Raw genomic sequence first — 18,747 nt, forward strand, 5'->3', positions numbered from 1 at the left:
CGTGAAGATATCTGATGCATCCTTCTAAGAAGATTGTAGGAACGTTAAGTAATGAATTGTCAGGTAAATCTATCTTACTTGGTTTGACAGGAAGTGTGTCACTCTACAAATCTATAGATCTGGCAAGAACACTTATGAGAAAAGGAGCCGATGTGAAGGTAATTATGAGCCAGGAAGCTGTGAAGCTGATCTCATCAGAGATGCTAAAGTGGGCTACAGGTAATCAAGTCACTATAGGACTTAGTGGGGAACTTGAACATGTAAGCTTAGCTGAGGAAAATGATGGGTTCCTAATAGCACCGGCTACCGCTAACACCTTGGTTAAGCTTGCCGAGGGAATAGCAGATAATCCTATAATTTCCACCGCACTGAATTTCATGGGTTACGGAAAGCCAATAGCTGTAGTCCCAGCAATGCACCTGCCTATGTATGTGTCGCCTCAAGTAAATAGAGCAATAAACAGGCTGAAAGAGATGTCAGTAAATGTAATAGAACCGGATGTAGTAGGCGATCTAGCTCATTATCCAGACCTAGACCTCATTGTATCAGATTTTGAGGTTCAACTTCTAAGAGGAAAAGATCTAAAAGGGTTAAGAATGATAGTTACGGCTGGGCCCACCAGGGAGTATATGGATCCTGTTAGATTCATAAGCAATCCTAGTAGTGGTAAAATGGGCGTGAGCTTAGCAAACGAGGCTTACTTTAGGGGAGCTGACGTTTATCTAGTTCACGGTCCCCTAAGTGGCAATACTAAGAATTTTGTAAAAAAATCAATACCAGTTGAAACAACTGAACAGATGTCAAATTCAGTTTTATCACTAGTTGAGAAAGGTTATAAAATAGTTATCATGGCTGCTGCGCCTGCTGATTTTAAATTCAAGGACACTAAATCGAAAAAGATAGATAGTCACACAGAAGTTCCTAAGGTAGAACTAGAGAAGACTGTCAAAATCTCCTCTGTAATTAGAGGTAAGGCATTTCTAGTTGGATTCTCGGCCGAAACCGCAGATAATGATGACGAGTTAATAGAGAAAGCCAGAATAAAAAAGGAGAGACATGGCTTTAACGTAATAATAGCAAATAACGTAGCAAGACGAGACATAGGGTTTTCATCAGAATATAATGAAGTAATAATAATAGGAGATAATACTATAAGGAAGATTGGTAAGGAACAGAAAACTATAGTAGCTCGTTACATCATTGATACTATCAAGGAAGAGCTTAAAAATAAGAACTTATTATAGAAGTTGCTACATCCATGGCTCAGGTAGCTCAGCTCGGTTAGAGCGCTGGGCTGTGGACCCAGTGGTCCCGGGTTCAAATCCCGGCCTGAGCCCCACTATAGACAAACTTCAGTTGTTATATGAATAATTAGCCAGATTTACCCATGGTAAGTAATATTACCATAAGGTAGTCTCTTAACTCTCTCGTTATAAGAAAGTTATTCCTAACGTGCTCTTTAGCTAGTCTTCCTATTCTTTCACGTATTTCGTCGTTTCTAAGCAAATATATCAGATAATGAGTGGCTTCCTCAGGGGTATTAACGAGATATCCTGTGTATCCATGAAGTATTTGTAGAGGTATACCTCCTGTATTGCCTCCTATTACAGCCTTCCCTTTCCACATAGCCTCGCTGACGGTGAGGCCAAATCCTTCCTTGATGGATTTTTGCATAACTACGCTAGCTCCTCTCTGAAATGCGTTAACTTCTAAATCACTATCTGGTGGAAGGAGTAGAAGATGGACATCTTTTACTCCCTCTGCTGCCTTTAATGTTTCTTCATACACGATTTCTCCTTCTGGATCATCTGAAGCTGGACTCCCTAAGTAGACCAGCTGGGCATCTATATGTTTCTTAAGTCCCTTAAAAGCCGTTATCACCCCTTGAGGATCCTTCGCTCTGTCAAATCTGCTGATTTGAGTAATTAGAGGTCTCCCTGGGTCTACATCGAACTTCCTTAATATTCTCTCTATAGTAAAGCTTGATATCTCCCTATTTTTAACGCTTAGCGGATCTATTGCAGGTGGTACAACAAACTGCGGTACGTTGATGTCGCTTCTGCCAAATACTGGGGAAGAGACTATCATGGAATCGTATTTTTGAATATAATTCTTTAGGAAGTCCCAGACTGGAGGGTAAGGGTTAGAAATATCTATATGACACCTCCAGATCCATTTCTGCTTTCCTTTCTTCTCAACCAATCCAGCAGGTTGCGGGTCATGAACGAATATCACGTCATAATCCAGTGGAACTTCTGTAGAATTTATTTCTTGCCATTTTTTATAAATGGCAAAATTGTCATTATCTAGGTTACCTTTTCCGTTTTGTAGAGCGTTATGAAAGCTCTTAGTTACAGAAAAGAACTCATTATCTCCTCGTATAACCTTCCAGTCAGTTTTTATTCCTAGTTCATTCATTATTGGAACCAATTTATTGAGTATTTCAGCAACACCACCACCTTTTTGCGTCGAATTAACGTGGAGAACAGACACTCCTTTTAACTTCTCACTTATCTTAAATAACGCATCTAACTCATTTTCGCCTATTATCTCTGCATATTTTTCAATCATGAATAGATCACCTTACTGATTTTTATTAGTATATCTTTTCTTAATGACTCTTCGTTTGTATAAGTCTGCGGGTCTATCTTAGATAGAGCATCAGCTAGCTCAGCCGCATTGAACTCTTGCTGTAGCCATAATGAAAAATCGTTCCTTGGAGCGTATCCCATAACTCTCCTGAAGACGAAATGGTATACAATAGATCTCATTGTGATACTAGAGAGTACATCAATAAATTCATCAATAGAGCTCGCAACCTTCATTGTATTAAATATAACAGGTCTACATGTAATAAAATGAAAAGGTTTCTCCGCTCTAACTTTATTAGTAGAAGTTTCTAATATTTTTAGAATGTCGTCTCTTACTTGTTCAACAGTTCTAGGCTCTCCGCCCTCTACATCCGAAACCTTATATGCTAAAGACTCGTCGTGAAGCTGCTCCCTTATCCAGAAAGCGAAGTCGTTATGGACATCTAAGGGAATTGCATGACTAGAAAAAACTGGATGAAACACGTGATAAAATATAGAGAAACCGTCAACGTTTTTGATACCTTCAATTAATTCGTCTACTGTATATGCTTTCTTCCCTGCATATATTTGGGGATAATAAGCTGCATAAAACTCAAACCTGTTCCTAGCTTTGTTATCAGAGATCTTTGTCATAGATTAGGATATTGACAAACCGCAATATAAACGTTAAAATAATTTTATAAAATATGATAAATATTAGAATAATACTTCTTTTTAGATCAAAATGACTAATCATTCAAGTTAATATAAATATATTTTCCTTCCCCCTGATATATTACAAATTGTCCCAAAAAGCCTGATCCTATTGATATAACCTTTGTTTCATTAAAATAAACTTCTCGTTGAACTTCGGAATGCCCATGAAACACTACCTTAGGTCTATAGGCCAGTATCCGTGATCTGGTTAATCTTGAACCCACATTAACGTTCAAAATCTTACCTGTCCCCACTCCGTATGGCGGCTCGTGAACTATTACAAAGGGAGTAGAAAAATCACTTGATAAATCTAAAAGCTTTGTTATAATTAAGTTATTCGTTTCTAAATACTTTCTAGCCGTTATACCTTCCATCTCCCCTAATATCCCCTTAAAGTTAATAATGTGCTGAGGACATTCAACATCCCCTAAGCCTACTACCTGCATTCTCATTTCATTTATCCTTTCAATTACATCTTCTTTGCATGGGAGGTTTGATACCATTAACAAAGAGCTCATATATTTCATACACACCTATTCCAGCCGCTATTATATCTGCGGTAGACCCAGGATTTAGCTTTTTACTTAACAAGAACTTGTTAAACGCGTCTAATTCATTATCGGATGGACAGATTGAAATCTCTGATGCTATCTTTGACACTTCCAATGCAGTCCTATGACCCCATTTTCTTGAGATAAGACTATCTGGCTCTATAGAGAGTAGATGGACGAATGCTCCCTGAACGGACTTATAGAAAGAGCCACAAACGTTGCGACTTATCATATCAAATACCTTCATAGTGAGTGGATAGCCTTTAATCATCTCTCTAGATATAGAATCAAAAGTTGCAGACCACTGAAGAACCTCCCACATATTTAGGTTCTCCTTACGATAATCCATTTTTTCTGCCCTACCCAAATAACTAGGAGAAATTAGGGATAAGGATTTACTAAACCAATACCAATCTCTCTCATTCATTACAGTAATAAGTTGCGAAGCTCTGCTCAATAAAGAGTTAATATCTAAAGAAAGAGACGACGAATATGCTAAGGGGAGGAGGAGAAGAGATGTGCCAAGAAGTGAGAAAGATGAATCTACCGCTTGATATAGTAAATCCATGATAGGGAGCTTATGATAATATCCTCTAATGCAAGCCTCTCTATATTTCGGTAACAATTTTAGTGCAGAAATCACCAAGCTCTTATAACTCACAGTCTCAATGTCCTGAAGAGGGCTGGCGTTACCTGGCTTTGGTATTGAGGATTCCAATACGGATGCAAGGGAGAGCCTCAGGCCAACTTCATTACAATAATTGTATATATCCTTTAACATTTCTGTCCCCAATAAGAATCTTTTTACCATTTAAGCATTCTAATTCCAATCCCCTTATTTTTGCTCTACCGCCCTTATACAAAACCATTGAATATATTCCTTCCCAGGACACTATCTGATAGTACTCTTTTGAATACAGCTCGGCTACGCTAGGATAAAAGAGGGCCCTACAATCTCCTTTAATTTCTCCTATCACATCGACTACACCCAAAGGTTTGCAGACATCCTCACAATATTTGGCCGGTTTATCGTCTACAAAGAGAAAAGAGTATCTTATTCCTCGATACACTCCTCTTGTTCTAACATCGTATAGCGTGTTCACACTGCCTAGTTCTAAAGAATAATTACTAGAAGTTTCTCTAATCCAATCTAAATCTTTCTCAAAGCCGTTAAATTCTGAGAGGAAATCCTCTGCTTCTTTGCATCCGTAGATAACTAGGTCCAGATCGGACTTTTTATGCTCAATACCAAGTAAAAGCGAACCAGTAACGCCAAGTCTTGTTATAGAAATCTTACCGGCCAAAGAGAATAGCGTATCTGTAAAAATAGACTTTCTTTCATTGTTTAATAATTTTCTCAATCCTTCTTCTGGAATCAGATGAGATTTGATTCGAGAACGATAAATGACTGGGAATTCCACACCGTAACACGGTTCTATTAGGAAAGTCTGAGGTGATGTCATTAAGTTATGAACTCCATAATACTTAAGGATCCTAGTATAACCTTTCCACATCCCCTCTCCAGTATAAATATATTTATAGTATCCAAACAGATACCCAGGGGGGTTTTCATTAGTTAGTATAAACCCTATCCTATCCTCTTTATCTATAACTGCATCTTTATCCAGGAAATAATTTCGTCCCATCCCTTTACGCTCAGATAATCAACAGGAGTCCCAGAGCTATTAAGCATATCACTATACTCTTTATATCTGTTCCCACTTATAGCAGACGCTATATATGCGGCTCCAACGGCTGCTTCTTTAAATCTAAAATCGAACTTTAAACCAAATTTTACATCATGTTTCCTTTTGCCAGAAACTATTATTGGAATGTTATAGATTTTAGAGTAATAACCCGAAAACATCTCTACAATTTCAATGGCCCTCTCAAACTCTCCTCCACAGTATATAAGTGACTTGGTTAAAGGTTTATATTGAGAGATTAAGTATGCAGCCTCACCATCAACGAAACCAGAAGAGCCAGGTATGATTGAGCTTCCTAGACCATCTACGATTATCCCGTTAATTACGACTAACGCCGAGAGAAACTTGGAACCCGCTTCAACGAGTACAAAACTATCAAAGAGGGTTCTATAGAAGAAGGCTGATGCCACCTTATCGGCTGTACCTAAGTCTATCGTATTCTTCTTCCTGTACAATGGTACGGTATTGAGTTCTATTACAGAAGGTATCGTAATTCCGTTAGTCTTATATGAAGCACGTAGAAACTCGTGAAGAGGCCCTCTTTTAGAAAGAGACAACGTCATTAGAAAAATCTCGAATTCTCCTATATTTCTAGCTCTTATGAAAGGTAACCCATGTCCTGAGGGTAAGGATATGAGCACGGGTTTATATCTAAGCATATAGTTAACAATAACGTAGGCATCTTTCTCTACTAACTCTGTTAAAAATTCCTCATATTTAACTAATCTCCCCATTTCATCAACGAAAGCAACACCATAAGTCTTTGATCCTGGATCTACTCCAGCAAAAATCATTAAAATGTATCTAACCTTACACCCTATTAGGAGTTTTGTGATGAATTAGTTAACCTTGATATCGATGAAAGAAGCGGGCAGCCACTGATCTAAAATGTTTTTATACATATGTATACTAATTAAGCTATGCCAGAGAGGAGAGTTTCTTCAAGACGTCCATGTTTTATGGATGCTAATGTACACAGGAAACTCCAAGAATTGGCCGATAAGAAAGGGATGACACTTTACGATTACACAAACTACATAGTCAGAAACGCTTTAGATATAGAAGAAAATGGTGTACCAATAGACGATTTAAAAGAACTCATGATTGTTTTAGGTAAGGTAGCTCAAAATTATAAAGGGATAATATCAATAGCTCCATTCTCAGTTATCAATCAAAACGGAGACTGGAGAGACTTGGGGAGACGACTAGGCGTTATCTCGAGGGAGAGTTTCAAACAAGAGAAAGAGAGTTTTTTGAGAATGTGCAAATCTATGCTCCAAGTTATTGGATACGTTAAGGAGGATGGCAATTATATAAGGGTCATTTCGCCGGCTTTAATTTCCGATAAAATTCTGGAAAACCTAAAGGAGATGTTAGAAGGCATGTTAGAAACAACTGGAATTAAGGGCTCCGTAATCCATGATAGAGGCATAATAGGGCTTAAGATTGAGGATAGCCCTTCCTAAGTCTAATATCATTGTAATTCTAAAATAGTTAGAAAATTATTTCTCGGAGATATTATATATTATTCAGAAAATGCGACCGCCGGGATTTGAACCCGGGATCTCTGGCTTGGGAGGCCAGCGTCCTAATCCAGGCTGGACTACGGCCGCATTCAATGTCTAATTTCATGAAATTCCTCCAGGCTTAAAAACATTTCCTGGACTATTTAGGTCATTTATTTCTCTATATAAGAATTGAACTATGATAGTTTAAACAGATATAAATAGAGATTTATTTATATAAGCTATCCGTCTTTATAAGTAGATATTTCTTAATTATTTTCCGTCATGACATAAAGATAGGTTTTGTTAGATTGTCTTCAATTTAGTTCTGTACAAAAGTTTGGAGTGCTTAACACACTTGCAGCACTAGACTTTACATGCTCAAGGTAATCCTTAAGCGAAGTCCTCTTTCTCATGTTTTCAAGAGATACTAGTAATAATCTTCCCTTTTTTATACATTCTATGTTTTTACCTTGAAATTCAATTTCTGGATAAAATAAAATTATAATTAGATCACCAGGAAATTGTTTTATTCTTTCCTCCAACTCTTTAAGCATTATTTCAGCTATAAATGCGTTAGTTTCCCAGTTGTAAGTTGAGAGTCCTATATGAACTATTTCAGTCATCATAAGAGTATTAGCGCCACTCGATTCAAGCCCTTCTTTAAACGCGTCTATTATGACTCTGTCCACCCTGTTCCCGCTCAGTAGTAAAACGTTCATTGTTGGGGTCCCTGGAGACCCTAATTCACAGACCCCCTAATAAGGGTACTCCTAGGGTGTCGCCGGACCCCTACAGCTTTAGTGGATAACGAAAGTTTTAAGTTTAGGCAAGCTAATCATTTACTGCCGCCGTAGCTCAGCCCGGGAGAGCACCCGGCTGAAGACTTAGTTTAGACACCGGGTTGTCCGGGGTTCAAGTCCCCGCGGCGGCATAAGTTATATATCGACTACAAAAGTTATATCAACTCTTTTACCAAACTTTATGGACATTTCATGATATGTCATGGCCTTCACTACTGTTCTACTCTCGTGTCTTCTCCCGTCGAACTTTTCTCCAAACGCTTTAGCTTTAAGATGAAGATTTTTTATTTCCACATGAAATTTGCTAAAAACTAGTATCTCAGTGTCATAGTAATAGAGGAGAGACTCTATCCACTTATAAAGTAGATTCTCTAAGTCATAACCGTCTAGTTCTATGTCTATTGAGATGATAGGTTGAATTTTGGAAGTGTCGGTCATGACTTCAAACACAGCTAGAGCTGAGTTTACAAACGCTTCTTCAAGAGTGTCCCCCCAAGCATGTATCCCTATATCTGCTGTGTGATCAAAGAACTCAAAACCCATAATAAACTTATTATGTTATACTCTTTAACGTTTTAGATCAAAATGGGTGGAAGACAGAAGACTACCATTTTTATGAATAAAGAGGTAAAGAAAGAGAAAAAACAAACTAATCCGCAAGGGCAGAAATAATCTTATCTGATAGCAAAATAAGCATTGCTATAAAAATAGAAACTAAAAATATTATAACATTTTTTGTATCTATGTATGTGACAACAGATGTATATATTACCATTAAAGATATTATAACTTTGGCTTTCATATGCTATCGACCTAAAGGAAATCTAAAGGTATGGGCAATCTAGACGACATTCCTGATATTGCATATCCAACTCCTAGAGATAAAGAGGCCAACATGCCAAGATATGCTAGAGGCATTAATACAGTTCCTTCGATATAAATTGGGATAATCTGAGTAACTATTACAGAAAAAGAATAGTTGGATTGAACCGAAATCGACTGAAGTATGTTTGCATTAAAATCTGATAGAAACGACGGTAATAAGGGTAAACCGATATAAAAGACCATGCCAAAACCAATCATTGAGCCACCAAAAGATCTACCTATTCTAAACGGCATAGACATTAATAATATTCCAATGACTATTATTAATCCAACATAATTATAAATTAGCTCTGAAATCACTATTAAAGTACCAGTCACGCTCATAAAACCTGATACTATAGAGAGTAGCATACTTATTGGGCCCACCATAGGATTTATGGAAGAGTAAGGAACAGAGGTGAGTGCTGCGTAATAACTCCTTATAACAGTATAGACTGTTAGCTCGTTAGCCAATAATTGATAAACCCAATTGAAGAAATTATTCCAATTTGTTCCTAAAACATTTCCAATCTGGACTAACAATGAAAGAAAGGTTTCATAAAGATTAACCAAAATCGATGAGTAAATCCCGTCAGTTATTAACTTTGGTCCCCACTTCTTCAACCCTTGTATAGGTACTGGTAGAGCCATTATTAACGTTCCAATAAAATACGTTAAACCGGCTAAATCTTCAGAAATTCCCAGGAGCTCAAATACGTCCATGTAATACACCTAGAACTGTCCTGCGAAATAAGAAATGAGTGTAAATACTGTCGTCCCTAAAGCCAACCAGAATGCAGCCATTATTGCATCCTCTATGAAATCTTGACCTGTTCTTTTTATCTTAAATATAGGTATTGGAGAACCCCTAAGAGCCCATCCTATGGCCCAGGCCAATATGAAAACGCTCCAAGCGATCTCAGTTACTTGTGTGGTTAGTTGTTGTACAAACGACTCTACTCCTGACATTCCATCCTCAAATTTGATAGAGCTAAATGAAGTACAGAGGGTTATCCGAAATTCATTAGAATGATTGTATAATCATGCCTTTTAAATTACAACTCGTATTATATTTTAATTTATTATAAAATTATCTCTTTTGATATAAATTTAAAAAAATATCAATTAATTGAAGTACTCCCTCTTGAGTGAGTTTCGATGTATTTATAACCAAATCGTATAAGGACGTATCTTGTATATCTATCCCATAATATTTCCAAAACCTGTAATAATGACTTTGTTCCCTTTTAATTATACTCAGTAAAGCGTCTTGATAAGTTATTCCATCTCTCTTAGATATTCTTCTTGCCCTCTCTTCTAGCGGGGCCCACAGGTAAATACTTACGGATGATTTATTCACCAGTATCCAGCCAGCTATATGGGACTCTATGACTACGTTATCTTCATTTGCTTGTCTTAGGATCTCCTTATCAATCACTTTATCTATGTAGAAATCTTTTTCGGCTTCTTTGTTAAACTGTAAAATATCTACACCTTTTAAGTTTGCCTTCTCTCTGAAAATTGAACCTCCTGATACAAATTTAAAACCATATTTGGCAGAGATAGATCTAGCTATTGTGGTCTTTCCGCTCCCCGACGGGCCGCTCACTACTATGATCATGAATTTCCTCTCATTGACATTTTAATTAAATTTTTCAGACATATATGACACAAATAACCCCCATAGATCCTTTGCACCGATCTCAGATCACCTCTCAGAGGTCTCTTGCATAATGCACAGTTAGATTTATTCCGTCTTTCCCTCTTTACTAATATCTTGCTTTTCCCGGAGGGGACCCTTCTATATATCTTCCTTATTGATCCAGTCCTCTGAAAAGGTTTCATGAGACGCACCTGAGCAATCTTACTTTACTCAGCTTAAATTTGCTTTGGGCCTTCTTAGAGATAATGGAGTAAATAGGAGAAAAGATAGTATATAGAATAGTATAGGTCCCTCAAGCGCTTCATATTTATTTGATACTTGAATAGTTAATACTGGAATATGATACGGTAAATATACCGCGAAATTAAAAGAGAAAATTAAAACAAGACCTACAAGGTACAATCCTAGCAATATAAAAGACTGGAGCATTGAAAAGAGGTACAGGTTATTATTATATTTCTTTATATCTTTATATAACCTTTTATATACCTTATCCCTCCTCTTTGACGTTAGTTTGTTTATCCTCTGATTAAGCTCTTCTAACGTATTGGCGTACTTAACAACTCTCTTGTATATAAAGAGTTTGTAAATAAAATATACAACAACATTAAGAAGCATAGACAATAAAAAAATTTCCAATAACTGAATTTGCATTTCACATCAATGATCTTATTATCTGTGTAGCCGCAATAGAGGGATCTCCTTCAATGTTCTTTATAACTTTCACTGATGCACCTACCAATACAGCTGAGGACATTGCAGCTAATCTAGCGAAATCCATTGTCTCTTTAATTACATTAGGATCTGAATAGTCTGACCTAGCTCTGGTTTTATCAGCTTCCTGCCTTTTCAATATTAGCTCTGGCTCGCTCTCAATCAGGAATATGACTTGCGGCTGTAAAATTTCTATTATATGTTTGGGAAGACCTGGTAAATATCCACCCGGTGTTCTGATTACTGCATGCGTATCTAAGAATGACAGACCTTCGCTTAGAGAAGAGGCGTCCTTATGAATATTCTTTGCGGCCTCTAACTGTAACTCCCTCTGAATGTTTAATGGTAGCTTCCTCATCTCATCCCTATTCTTTACATATTTCATTTCAATTGCAGTTTTTAGCATATAATCTCCATAATTCATTATTAAAAATTTTATGTTTTCTTTATATAAAATTTCTTTTATAGTATTTAATACAGTGGTTTTACCGACCCCAGGTATTCCAGTAACGATACCCAGTTTCAAATCATTCACCTATCAATCTCTTTAATAGTGGATACATCTCTATAGATCTTTCGTAGGCCAAAAGACTGTAATACTGCATTGCTATGGACACGGCTAACAATATTCCCACACCCGTACCATACACTCCTAATAACGTCGCACCTACTGCTATTACGCTAACAATTAGCGAACTAAAGAAAGCTAACGGATAGATGTACTTTGCTAGTACAGCCTCTATCATTTTCGGATTGCTTCTCATACCAGGAATTTCAATGCCTGCATCAACCAGGTTTTGAGCCTGCGTAGCTGGATCCAAACCTGAAACCTCAACCCAGACAATCCCAAATAATATACCCAGGACTATAAACACTATCGAATATATCACAGCTCCTAGAGGGTCCAGTACTACTGCATAAACGCTATGAGGTATTGTAGAGCTAGGTGGAGGGAAAATAAAGGCAGATTGTATAGTATTTAATACATTACTGGCAGATGTCGAAATATAAGACGCCATAGAAGAGAACAGTTCTATATCAGCTCCTAAGACGCTCACAAATATGACAGGTATACTGCTAACGTAAAGGAAATTCAAAGGTATGGTTCTTCTTATTCCTCTTAACTTTTGTGAAGTTATAGGAATCTGTACATTTATTGATGTTAAGTATATAATCAGGAAGATAAGACTGATAGTTGTAACGAGTCCGACCAAATCAGGCTGAAATGGTTTGGTCGTGTTAACGATTAATTCAAGTAAGTTTCCGTGAGTTACGATAGTAGTGACGAGAGATGGGAAAAACCCTACAGGTAGATTTTGAGACTGTACATTTACAATACCAAACATGTACCAGAATATTATTTTCATAGTACCAGCCAAAATAAATAGGCTGACTCCAGATCCTAGACCCCAACCCTTCTGGATCAGTTCGTCTAGAAGTAGAATGAAATACGTCGCCGCTATTAATTGACCAGCTACAATTAAGGCCAGATTGAAATTAAATACGCTAGAGGACCTGGACAGAGCAAATCCAAACAAGAAAGACTCCAACAGAATAAAGAGGAACGCGAGACCTTTTTGTGCCTCGGTGAACTTAGCCTTATCTTCTTCATCGTTCAAATTTAAGTTCAGAAGCTTTGAACCGACTAATATTTGCATAATGAGCCCAGCCGTTATTATAGGGCCTATACCTAACTGAGCCAATGTACCTGCTGTAGACGCGAATATAACCTGCTCTAACAAGAAATTGCTTAGAGCTGAGGTTTGAATTCCATATAAGGGCACAGATGACATCAGTAAATAAACCACAACGCCTACTATGGACCAAAGCAATTTTTGATTTAAAGTAGGCTTGTCTACAGGCTTCTTTACCGCAGGTAACACTTGACCTAACTTAGATAGAGCGTCAGTAAGTGACATACATTAATCAAAACTTTTAGCTTTGAGAGGTTAAAATAACTTGCCCACCAGATTTTTCTATCTTCTCCTTTGCTTTATTGGTGGCGTAAGGCACTCTCACGATGATAGGCTTTTCAATTTTCCCTCCACCTAAGAGCTTGTTATAACCATTCTTTTCCAGATCTACCTCTATTACACTTTCTTTATTTTGAAGCTCAATTTTACCCGACTCTATAAGCTCTGATAGCTTCCTTATTGATATGCTTTTTATGTTCTTGGTAGTTGGGTTTACAAATCCATGTTTACCATACCAATCTTTTCCATATTTAACTATCCAAGACCATTTTTCTTTATGCATCCCAATGTGTCTTCCTCCTTCTGCGCCTCTATCTCTATGCTGACCCTTTGTACCCCATCCCATTGTTCTATGGCCTCTCATTTTCCTTGATCTTTTAGATCTTCTAACTACCATCTATACCATCCTCTTGACGAGTTCATTTATCTTTTCTCCTCTATAACCAACCTCTCCACCGGCTCCAATAAAAGCGTTAGTTTTCCCTTTAAAACCTCCTTTTGGAGGGTGAAGCCTTATAGGTAACTTGACACCTTCGATCTCACTTAATTTTACCTCTCCTTGAACTAATCTCTGGATAAGCTCATCTGTGGAGTGGAACTTCTCTTTGATTATTTTATCATTTAGTTTACCGTGAGATGTTTCGATCCTAGAAATTAGAGCTTTGGCACCTTCTGAATTTAGTTCTCCCCACGTTATATACGACTGAACTTTTCTCAACATTCCTATTATGCTATCATTCCTAGGGTAGACAACTGCGTTGTATTGCTTAGATAGATTTAGCATGGTAAGAGTCTCTTGGGCCTGCCAAGGTGTTGCCGCGCTACCTCTTATCCTTATAGCTAAAATGGAAACCATAACCTTCACCTTCTTCTTGCCCAGTCCAGAGGGGTTACGAACCTGTAAGTATTATACAACGCTTTATACCCAGCAAAAATGAAATTATCGGTAGTTCTTGTCTCCCCTCTACTGAAAGACCAGACGTCTTTTATCCCAGCGTATGTCAGAAGCGACTTGAGTACACCCCCAGCTACTAACCCAGTACCTTTAGGAGCGGGTCTAAGTACCACCTCAGTGCTCCCAGCCTTTCCAGATACTAGAAAAGGTAAGCTATGTGACTCTCCACATGTGCACTCCCAGCTTCCGCAACCCCTTCTAACTGGGATAACGTGCATCTTTGCGTCTCTTATAGCCTTTTGAATTGCTACCCTCAACTGTTTCGATTTTCCTACTCCTATACTTACGTAACCGTCATAATTTCCCATAACGACTAGAACCTTATATCTAGATAGCTCTCCCGCGTCAGTTTGTTTCTGAACCATTCCTATATCTATTACTTCGTATTTCATGTTTGGTAATAGGACGTCTACGATCTCAGGCTCTACGATACTTAAGTTCCGTGCGTAGAGTTCACTTATAGATGAAATCTTGCCCTCCTTTACGAGTTGACCTACTTTAGTTCTCGGTTTCCACTCTTCTACATTAGAGACAGGTACTTCTTCTGCCATTATTTCTCACCTTTAATCGAGCTAAGAACATCCTTAAAATGAGAAGGTAGATCCTTAGGATCTAACCCTCTTAGGATATATCTAGAGAAAATACGTTTATATTTCTCCGGATCCTCCTGCTCAATCTTTTTTGCGTACTCTGCTACGTGTTTTCCTACAATCCTATCGTTTGAAACTTGCACATCACCAATAGGTATTTCAACTCCACTATCAATTGCGCCTTTCAATGCGTAGAACACCCTTGCTCCTACTGTAGGAGTGAAAAGACCTATATCCGCGGTAGCCTTAGTTATTCCAGACTTCTTAGCTCTCATACCTGCTAGATATCCAGTTAGATAACAAGCAGAGGAATTGTTCTCATCTCCCTTCCAACCGAACTTCCTCAACTCAGTTGAATGAGCAGCTGAGACAGTTATATCTCCTTTTGGATTTAATCTCATAAATTGTACTATCACGTGCTTGTTAGTAATCCTTATTACTATACGATCAGTCCTATTTAGTACGTATGTATACCTTTTATAATAGTTAGTCTTTCCCTCTCTTCTCCTTCTGAACTTGACCTTATAATTAGGACCTTGCGCCATCTTAATCACTCCTTTACCTTACCCATCTGCTTAAGCAAAACTTTCACATCGCTTAAGCTCTTAAATGTACCTCCTTTGGACTTCATATATAACATTCTATACGTACCTCTATCTATCACTCCATTGTCTCTTAGCCATTTAATATATCTCCTTATTTTTCTAATTTTTGATACCCATTTATCTTTTCTACTTTCTCTGGCACCTTTAGTTCCCTTTCTACTACCCCGTTTTCTGCCTTCTCCTTTACTTTTTCTACTTTTTCTTCTTTTATTTACCCTTCCCCTGCTATTTCTCCGACTTGATAAGATAACTATTTTCCCTTCTTTAATAAGATTCCTTATTTCGTCCCTTGTTAAAGCTCCCTCTACTTCATCTGCACTTTCAGGTGGTATCTTTACTCTACCTTTACCTACTCTCTTAATATCAGCAGCCAACCTCTTTTGTAACTCAAGTTCTGTCATTTGATCTCACCATTACATACACGCAATCCTATCTCATTTGCCCTCTTAATTATATCTAATCTTTTTCTCAGGCCAACACTAGATGATATCCTGACTATCACAGTTTGTCTAACATCCTTCAATTTTTCTAGGTCTCCCACATTATTAACAACAACTTCCCTAAGTCCAGAAGGATGAAGATACCTTATCGATTTAGGTGCCCTGAACCCGATCATTACCGGCTTTGGAAATCCCTTAATCCTTAACCTTGTCTTATTATCTTGTCCCCTTGTCCTTCTCCATCTCTCTTGTCTCTCTAGCCTATAGTACTTGTCCCAGTCATATCTAAGAAACTTAGGTAACATTTTTTTGTGCCTTATTTTCATCTTATATATCTTTTTCCTTGTTAATTTATTTACTGACATCATGAAATTACCTCCTTTTTATAAATATAGATACCATCAGAAAATATTCGTCTATCAAAATCTCTAATTTTAGAGGCCAATTCTATATTAGCTGCAGTTTGTGATACTTTCTCGATATCAGTACCTTCTACTACTATATCTTCTCCCTTAACAGTTACTTTGACGCCAGGCATTATTCTGGCCGTTCTAATATTCTTTTCACCTATTAGATTTGTTATCTGAACGTAGTCATTTACAACCTTCACCGTTATTGGAAAATGAGTGAATATTATCTTGAGGTAATATCTATATCCGTTTTGAACTCCTACTATCATGTTCTCAATATGTCTCCTTATACTATAGAGCGTGGCCTTTTCCTTACGATTTAAGAAAGTTGCTTCTAATATAATCTTGCTATCCTCTTGTCTAATAGTTAAGAACCTTGCAAAGGAAAAATCGCGATGTAGTTCTCCTTTCTTTCCCTTTACTGCCACTTTCTTATCTTCTATACTAACGCTAACACCTGAGGGTATACTTATTTCCTCCCTTACTGATACTACTTGCATAAACCTCACCTAATACACATATCCTAAAACTACTCCTCCTGTCCTTTGCCTTGCCGCCTCTTTATGAGTCATTACGCCTTTTGGAGTTGACAATATTATTACGCCAATCTCCTTTGACGGTAAGTATCTTCTTATATAGTCAGGCAGACTTATGACTTCTCTATAAGTTAATGAGTATCTAGGTGTTATTGAACCGCACTTATTGATCCTTCCGAGCAACTGAACTACGATCTTCCCCCATCTTCCATCATCTATGTATTCGAACTCTCCTATGTAACCCTCTTTTTGCATAGTCCTTAATACATTGACTATCAGCTTTGATGAAGGCATTAATATCGCTTGGTTGTTCCTTCTTCTTTCATTATTATAGATAGTACTTAACGAATTTGATAAAGTGTTTATTACTGTCATTGAAATTTCACCTCAACTTCTTAAAACCTAGGGGATAAGCTACCTCCCTAAAACACTGCCTGCATAGATATATACCGTATTTTTGGATCACAGAATCAGTACTGCCACACCTACGACAGTACTGAACTCCCCTACCGTATTTCTTTTCTGCAGGTGGCTTATATTTACCCATACGATTCACCTCAGACTATGGTCACTCCAAACTTTTCCGTAAGGTATCTCATAGACTCTTCTTTCTTTATCCTTACGGATGAGGGTAGTCTAGATCTCTGCCTCTTCCTTTTAGCTACCCTAAATCCAGGCCTCTCAAACGTTATGCAAACGTCAAGCCCAAATATCCCAATTTCAGGATCGTATCTAGTTCCTGGAATCACAACGTGTTCTGATATTCCGAAGCTTACATTTCCATGTTTATCAAAGCTGCTAGATTTAATTTTATAATTTACAGCAGCGAGTACTTTGTTTAAGAACTCTTCAGCTTTCTTGCCTCTTAGAGTCACCATCACCCCAATTGGGGCTCCTTTCCTCACATCAAATTCCTTTATCGATTTCCTTGCCTTAGTATATACAGGTTTTGAGCCGGTCAATTCTTCAAGTAATTGGAAAGCCTTCTGCAACCTTTCGCCAGACTCGCCCAACCCTATATTTACAGTTACTTTAGTTATTTTGATTTGCCTCATAGGATTAACTTGCAAATTAACTTGCGACATCTACTCCACCCTCACCTCTACATTTTCCTCTCCAATAACCATAGCGTTAGCTAAATTAGTTTCGTATTCTGCTCCGCTAGGATTCCTTATTATCACAATAGAGTATTTCTTAGCTTTATATGGAGCAATTTGAATTTTCTTAACTTGACCTATTGCTCCTGCGTTTTTACCACCAATAGCCATTACCTGAGCGCCCTCTCTCATTTGATAGACAGAAAGTATACTTTGAACAGGGATACTTACCTTAAGAGTCGAAAGTGTAGGGATCTTTGACAGCTCAGAATTTTCATTTCCTAGTAATATATTACGTCCGTCTTCTAAGTGTAGTTGGTATAAGCCACCCTTTATTATTGATTTTCCAGTTAATCTAACTAACTTAAACTTAGCTTCCTCCTCCGAAATCTTGATTGGTTTTAACAACCTTGCCTTGTCCGGGACTATTCTATAATGAAGACCTGCATGAGGTATAGAGATTACATCCATTAAGCCCACTGGATACTTGTAATCTCTCCTAACTCTTCCGTCTACTAAAACTTTCCCGTCAGAAATTATTTTCTTTGATTCCTTCAGAGTTGTGGCGAACGACAGGTAATCCCTAACTAGAAGTCCTAGAGGAATGCTCCTCCTAAGAGGATGAGGACCTGGAGAAGCTCTAACTGTCCACTTATACTCTTTCTTACTAGCCTTGAGAAACCAAGGCGCTTCTAATCTTGTTATATGAGTCATCTTTCTTTACTACCTCCTTTCTTTGAACTGCTAATTCTGTTTATAATCTCTCTCCTTCTTGGATCGTTAGTATTAAGTTTCGTAATTTCCACTTTAGATGCGTGAACCCTGATGTATATTGGGGTTCCGTCAGATTTCTTCCTAGTCAAACCTTCTATAGCTATTCTTCCTGTGTCGTGATAAACTTGAGTCACTTTCCCCTCAAATCCAAAGTTATCTCCTCTAATCACCCTCACAGTGTCATCTTTCCTTACCGTTATCCTTTTTATGTTGTACTCCTTTATCAGATCATTAGAAAGGCGAGCTACAACTTTTACTTTGTCCATGATCTTCA

Annotated in this window: 28 protein-coding genes and 3 tRNA genes; 4 read left to right on the top strand and 27 right to left on the bottom strand. The window is 37.7% G+C overall.

Annotated elements, in window-relative coordinates:
• Positions 1–14: 14 nt before the first annotated feature.
• Complete coding sequence (gene coaBC, locus MCUP_RS09125) at positions 15–1,244, top strand: bifunctional phosphopantothenoylcysteine decarboxylase/phosphopantothenate--cysteine ligase CoaBC (RefSeq protein WP_013738528.1); 1,230 nt, start codon at positions 15–17, stop codon at positions 1,242–1,244.
• 17 nt (positions 1,245–1,261) lie between these two features.
• Positions 1,262–1,339 (top strand) — tRNA-His (locus MCUP_RS09130).
• A 32-nt stretch (positions 1,340–1,371) separates the two neighbouring features.
• Here MCUP_RS09130 and MCUP_RS09135 read toward each other — a convergent pair.
• The 6 genes from MCUP_RS09135 to MCUP_RS09160 all read right to left on the bottom strand — a co-directional run bounded on the left by MCUP_RS09135 (position 1,372) and on the right by MCUP_RS09160 (position 6,338).
• A complete protein-coding gene (locus MCUP_RS09135; RefSeq protein ID WP_013738529.1) occupies positions 1,372–2,571 on the bottom strand; it encodes a glycosyltransferase in 1,200 nt (399 codons plus the stop codon).
• A complete protein-coding gene (locus MCUP_RS09140; protein WP_013738530.1) occupies positions 2,568–3,224 on the bottom strand; it encodes a DUF5752 family protein in 657 nt (218 codons plus the stop codon). Before MCUP_RS09140 ends, MCUP_RS09135 begins: the two co-directional genes overlap by 4 nt.
• Before the next feature lie 95 nt (positions 3,225–3,319).
• A complete protein-coding gene (locus MCUP_RS09145; protein ID WP_237697993.1) occupies positions 3,320–3,790 on the bottom strand; it encodes a metallophosphoesterase family protein in 471 nt (156 codons plus the stop codon).
• Positions 3,753–4,619 (bottom strand): triphosphoribosyl-dephospho-CoA synthase, encoded by an 867-nt coding sequence (locus MCUP_RS09150; protein WP_013738532.1) that lies wholly within the window; start codon positions 4,617–4,619, stop codon positions 3,753–3,755. Before MCUP_RS09150 ends, MCUP_RS09145 begins: the two co-directional genes overlap by 38 nt.
• On the bottom strand, positions 4,591–5,484 hold the full coding sequence (locus tag MCUP_RS09155) for a nucleotidyltransferase domain-containing protein (protein WP_048057651.1): 894 nt from the start codon (positions 5,482–5,484) through the stop codon (positions 4,591–4,593). The genes MCUP_RS09150 and MCUP_RS09155 overlap by 29 nt, the downstream gene beginning before the upstream one ends.
• Positions 5,445–6,338: a DUF1464 family protein gene (locus MCUP_RS09160; protein ID WP_013738534.1), complete on the bottom strand. Its 894-nt coding sequence runs from the start codon at positions 6,336–6,338 to the stop codon at positions 5,445–5,447. The genes MCUP_RS09155 and MCUP_RS09160 overlap by 40 nt, the downstream gene beginning before the upstream one ends.
• A 126-nt stretch (positions 6,339–6,464) precedes the next feature.
• On the opposite strand from MCUP_RS09160, the gene MCUP_RS09165 reads away from it, so the two are divergent.
• Complete coding sequence (locus MCUP_RS09165) at positions 6,465–7,010, top strand: hypothetical protein (RefSeq protein WP_048057652.1); 546 nt, start codon at positions 6,465–6,467, stop codon at positions 7,008–7,010.
• 71 nt (positions 7,011–7,081) lie between these two features.
• Here the strand turns inward: MCUP_RS09165 and MCUP_RS09170 are convergent.
• Positions 7,082–7,157: transfer RNA gene (locus MCUP_RS09170), tRNA-Gly, on the bottom strand.
• A 209-nt stretch (positions 7,158–7,366) separates the two neighbouring features.
• On the bottom strand, positions 7,367–7,771 hold the full coding sequence (locus MCUP_RS09175; RefSeq protein WP_013738536.1) for a hypothetical protein: 405 nt from the start codon (positions 7,769–7,771) through the stop codon (positions 7,367–7,369).
• 125 nt (positions 7,772–7,896) lie between these two features.
• Here MCUP_RS09175 and MCUP_RS09180 point away from each other — a divergent pair.
• Positions 7,897–7,983: transfer RNA gene (locus MCUP_RS09180), tRNA-Phe, on the top strand.
• A gap of 4 nt (positions 7,984–7,987) precedes the next feature.
• On the opposite strand, the gene MCUP_RS09185 is transcribed toward MCUP_RS09180, so the two are convergent.
• The 19 genes from MCUP_RS09185 to rplX form a co-directional block, all read right to left on the bottom strand.
• On the bottom strand, positions 7,988–8,398 hold the full coding sequence (locus MCUP_RS09185; RefSeq protein ID WP_148230934.1) for an archease: 411 nt from the start codon (positions 8,396–8,398) through the stop codon (positions 7,988–7,990).
• 267 nt (positions 8,399–8,665) lie between these two features.
• Positions 8,666–9,439, bottom strand: coding sequence for a DNA import protein CedA (gene cedA / locus MCUP_RS09190; protein WP_013738539.1), 774 nt, complete (start codon positions 9,437–9,439; stop codon positions 8,666–8,668).
• A 9-nt stretch (positions 9,440–9,448) separates the two neighbouring features.
• Positions 9,449–9,685, bottom strand: a complete 237-nt coding sequence (gene cedA1, locus MCUP_RS09195; RefSeq protein ID WP_013738540.1) for a DNA import protein CedA1 — start codon at positions 9,683–9,685, stop codon at positions 9,449–9,451.
• Positions 9,686–9,806: 121 nt separating this feature from the next.
• Positions 9,807–10,337 carry a (d)CMP kinase gene (gene cmk, locus MCUP_RS09200; RefSeq protein WP_013738541.1) on the bottom strand — a complete coding sequence of 177 codons (531 nt, stop codon included), beginning with the start codon at positions 10,335–10,337 and terminating at the stop codon, positions 9,807–9,809.
• On the bottom strand, positions 10,334–10,561 hold the full coding sequence (locus MCUP_RS10250; RefSeq protein WP_048057653.1) for a 50S ribosomal protein L34: 228 nt from the start codon (positions 10,559–10,561) through the stop codon (positions 10,334–10,336). The genes cmk and MCUP_RS10250 overlap by 4 nt, the downstream gene beginning before the upstream one ends.
• Positions 10,562–11,034: 473 nt before the next feature.
• Positions 11,035–11,619 carry an adenylate kinase gene (locus MCUP_RS09215; RefSeq protein ID WP_013738543.1) on the bottom strand — a complete coding sequence of 195 codons (585 nt, stop codon included), beginning with the start codon at positions 11,617–11,619 and terminating at the stop codon, positions 11,035–11,037.
• Position 11,620: 1 nt separating this feature from the next.
• Positions 11,621–13,012 (bottom strand): preprotein translocase subunit SecY, encoded by a 1,392-nt coding sequence (gene secY, locus MCUP_RS09220; RefSeq protein ID WP_013738544.1) that lies wholly within the window; start codon positions 13,010–13,012, stop codon positions 11,621–11,623.
• 16 nt (positions 13,013–13,028) lie between these two features.
• Positions 13,029–13,463 carry an uL15 family ribosomal protein gene (locus MCUP_RS09225; RefSeq protein WP_013738545.1) on the bottom strand — a complete coding sequence of 145 codons (435 nt, stop codon included), beginning with the start codon at positions 13,461–13,463 and terminating at the stop codon, positions 13,029–13,031.
• Positions 13,464–13,922: a 50S ribosomal protein L30 gene (locus tag MCUP_RS09230; RefSeq protein ID WP_013738546.1), complete on the bottom strand. Its 459-nt coding sequence runs from the start codon at positions 13,920–13,922 to the stop codon at positions 13,464–13,466.
• 5 nt (positions 13,923–13,927) lie between these two features.
• Positions 13,928–14,572 (bottom strand): 30S ribosomal protein S5, encoded by a 645-nt coding sequence (locus MCUP_RS09235; protein ID WP_013738547.1) that lies wholly within the window; start codon positions 14,570–14,572, stop codon positions 13,928–13,930.
• Complete coding sequence (locus tag MCUP_RS09240; protein WP_013738548.1) at positions 14,572–15,156, bottom strand: 50S ribosomal protein L18; 585 nt, start codon at positions 15,154–15,156, stop codon at positions 14,572–14,574. Before MCUP_RS09240 ends, MCUP_RS09235 begins: the two co-directional genes overlap by 1 nt.
• Before the next feature lie 5 nt (positions 15,157–15,161).
• Positions 15,162–15,617 carry a 50S ribosomal protein L19e gene (locus MCUP_RS09245; RefSeq protein WP_013738549.1) on the bottom strand — a complete coding sequence of 152 codons (456 nt, stop codon included), beginning with the start codon at positions 15,615–15,617 and terminating at the stop codon, positions 15,162–15,164.
• The gene (locus tag MCUP_RS09250; RefSeq protein WP_013738550.1) at positions 15,614–16,024 is read right to left on the bottom strand and encodes a 50S ribosomal protein L32e; all 411 of its coding nucleotides are present in this window, start codon (positions 16,022–16,024) and stop codon (positions 15,614–15,616) included. The genes MCUP_RS09245 and MCUP_RS09250 overlap by 4 nt, the downstream gene beginning before the upstream one ends.
• Positions 16,021–16,566 carry a 50S ribosomal protein L6 gene (locus tag MCUP_RS09255; protein ID WP_013738551.1) on the bottom strand — a complete coding sequence of 182 codons (546 nt, stop codon included), beginning with the start codon at positions 16,564–16,566 and terminating at the stop codon, positions 16,021–16,023. The genes MCUP_RS09250 and MCUP_RS09255 overlap by 4 nt, the downstream gene beginning before the upstream one ends.
• A gap of 9 nt (positions 16,567–16,575) precedes the next feature.
• Complete coding sequence (locus MCUP_RS09260; protein WP_013738552.1) at positions 16,576–16,977, bottom strand: 30S ribosomal protein S8; 402 nt, start codon at positions 16,975–16,977, stop codon at positions 16,576–16,578.
• Between the two features lie 7 nt (positions 16,978–16,984).
• Entirely contained in the window at positions 16,985–17,149 is a 165-nt protein-coding gene (locus tag MCUP_RS09925) for a 30S ribosomal protein S14 (RefSeq protein ID WP_013738553.1), read from the bottom strand.
• Between the two features lie 10 nt (positions 17,150–17,159).
• Positions 17,160–17,687: a 50S ribosomal protein L5 gene (locus MCUP_RS09265; RefSeq protein WP_013738554.1), complete on the bottom strand. Its 528-nt coding sequence runs from the start codon at positions 17,685–17,687 to the stop codon at positions 17,160–17,162.
• Positions 17,688–18,413 (bottom strand): 30S ribosomal protein S4e, encoded by a 726-nt coding sequence (locus tag MCUP_RS09270; protein WP_013738555.1) that lies wholly within the window; start codon positions 18,411–18,413, stop codon positions 17,688–17,690.
• Entirely contained in the window at positions 18,410–18,739 is a 330-nt protein-coding gene (gene rplX / locus MCUP_RS09275; protein WP_013738556.1) for a 50S ribosomal protein L24, read from the bottom strand. The genes MCUP_RS09270 and rplX overlap by 4 nt, the downstream gene beginning before the upstream one ends.
• Positions 18,740–18,747: the final 8 nt, after the last annotated feature.

The sequence above is a fragment of the Metallosphaera cuprina Ar-4 genome (genome assembly GCF_000204925.1).
GTDB lineage: Archaea > Thermoproteota > Thermoprotei_A > Sulfolobales > Sulfolobaceae > Metallosphaera > Metallosphaera cuprina.

Coding starts and splice junctions, on each gene's coding strand:
- coaBC (WP_013738528.1), top strand. CDS start 15: ATGCATCCTTCTAAGAAGATTGTAGGAACGTTAAGTAATGAATTGTCA.
- MCUP_RS09135 (WP_013738529.1), bottom strand. CDS start 2,571: ATGATTGAAAAATATGCAGAGATAATAGGCGAAAATGAGTTAGATGCG.
- MCUP_RS09140 (WP_013738530.1), bottom strand. CDS start 3,224: ATGACAAAGATCTCTGATAACAAAGCTAGGAACAGGTTTGAGTTTTAT.
- MCUP_RS09145 (WP_237697993.1), bottom strand. CDS start 3,790: ATGGTATCAAACCTCCCATGCAAAGAAGATGTAATTGAAAGGATAAAT.
- MCUP_RS09150 (WP_013738532.1), bottom strand. CDS start 4,619: ATGTTAAAGGATATATACAATTATTGTAATGAAGTTGGCCTGAGGCTC.
- MCUP_RS09155 (WP_048057651.1), bottom strand. CDS start 5,484: ATGGGACGAAATTATTTCCTGGATAAAGATGCAGTTATAGATAAAGAG.
- MCUP_RS09160 (WP_013738534.1), bottom strand. CDS start 6,338: ATGATTTTTGCTGGAGTAGATCCAGGATCAAAGACTTATGGTGTTGCT.
- MCUP_RS09165 (WP_048057652.1), top strand. CDS start 6,465: ATGCCAGAGAGGAGAGTTTCTTCAAGACGTCCATGTTTTATGGATGCT.
- MCUP_RS09175 (WP_013738536.1), bottom strand. CDS start 7,771: ATGAACGTTTTACTACTGAGCGGGAACAGGGTGGACAGAGTCATAATA.
- cedA (WP_013738539.1), bottom strand. CDS start 9,439: ATGGACGTATTTGAGCTCCTGGGAATTTCTGAAGATTTAGCCGGTTTA.
- cedA1 (WP_013738540.1), bottom strand. CDS start 9,685: ATGTCAGGAGTAGAGTCGTTTGTACAACAACTAACCACACAAGTAACT.
- cmk (WP_013738541.1), bottom strand. CDS start 10,337: ATGATCATAGTAGTGAGCGGCCCGTCGGGGAGCGGAAAGACCACAATA.
- MCUP_RS10250 (WP_048057653.1), bottom strand. CDS start 10,561: ATGAAACCTTTTCAGAGGACTGGATCAATAAGGAAGATATATAGAAGG.
- secY (WP_013738544.1), bottom strand. CDS start 13,012: ATGTCACTTACTGACGCTCTATCTAAGTTAGGTCAAGTGTTACCTGCG.
- MCUP_RS09225 (WP_013738545.1), bottom strand. CDS start 13,463: ATGGTAGTTAGAAGATCTAAAAGATCAAGGAAAATGAGAGGCCATAGA.
- MCUP_RS09230 (WP_013738546.1), bottom strand. CDS start 13,922: ATGGTTTCCATTTTAGCTATAAGGATAAGAGGTAGCGCGGCAACACCT.
- MCUP_RS09235 (WP_013738547.1), bottom strand. CDS start 14,572: ATGGCAGAAGAAGTACCTGTCTCTAATGTAGAAGAGTGGAAACCGAGA.
- MCUP_RS09240 (WP_013738548.1), bottom strand. CDS start 15,156: ATGGCGCAAGGTCCTAATTATAAGGTCAAGTTCAGAAGGAGAAGAGAG.
- MCUP_RS09245 (WP_013738549.1), bottom strand. CDS start 15,617: ATGACAGAACTTGAGTTACAAAAGAGGTTGGCTGCTGATATTAAGAGA.
- MCUP_RS09250 (WP_013738550.1), bottom strand. CDS start 16,024: ATGATGTCAGTAAATAAATTAACAAGGAAAAAGATATATAAGATGAAA.
- MCUP_RS09255 (WP_013738551.1), bottom strand. CDS start 16,566: ATGCAAGTAGTATCAGTAAGGGAGGAAATAAGTATACCCTCAGGTGTT.
- MCUP_RS09260 (WP_013738552.1), bottom strand. CDS start 16,977: ATGACAGTAATAAACACTTTATCAAATTCGTTAAGTACTATCTATAAT.
- MCUP_RS09925 (WP_013738553.1), bottom strand. CDS start 17,149: ATGGGTAAATATAAGCCACCTGCAGAAAAGAAATACGGTAGGGGAGTT.
- MCUP_RS09265 (WP_013738554.1), bottom strand. CDS start 17,687: ATGTCGCAAGTTAATTTGCAAGTTAATCCTATGAGGCAAATCAAAATA.
- MCUP_RS09270 (WP_013738555.1), bottom strand. CDS start 18,413: ATGACTCATATAACAAGATTAGAAGCGCCTTGGTTTCTCAAGGCTAGT.
- rplX (WP_013738556.1), bottom strand. CDS start 18,739: ATGGACAAAGTAAAAGTTGTAGCTCGCCTTTCTAATGATCTGATAAAG.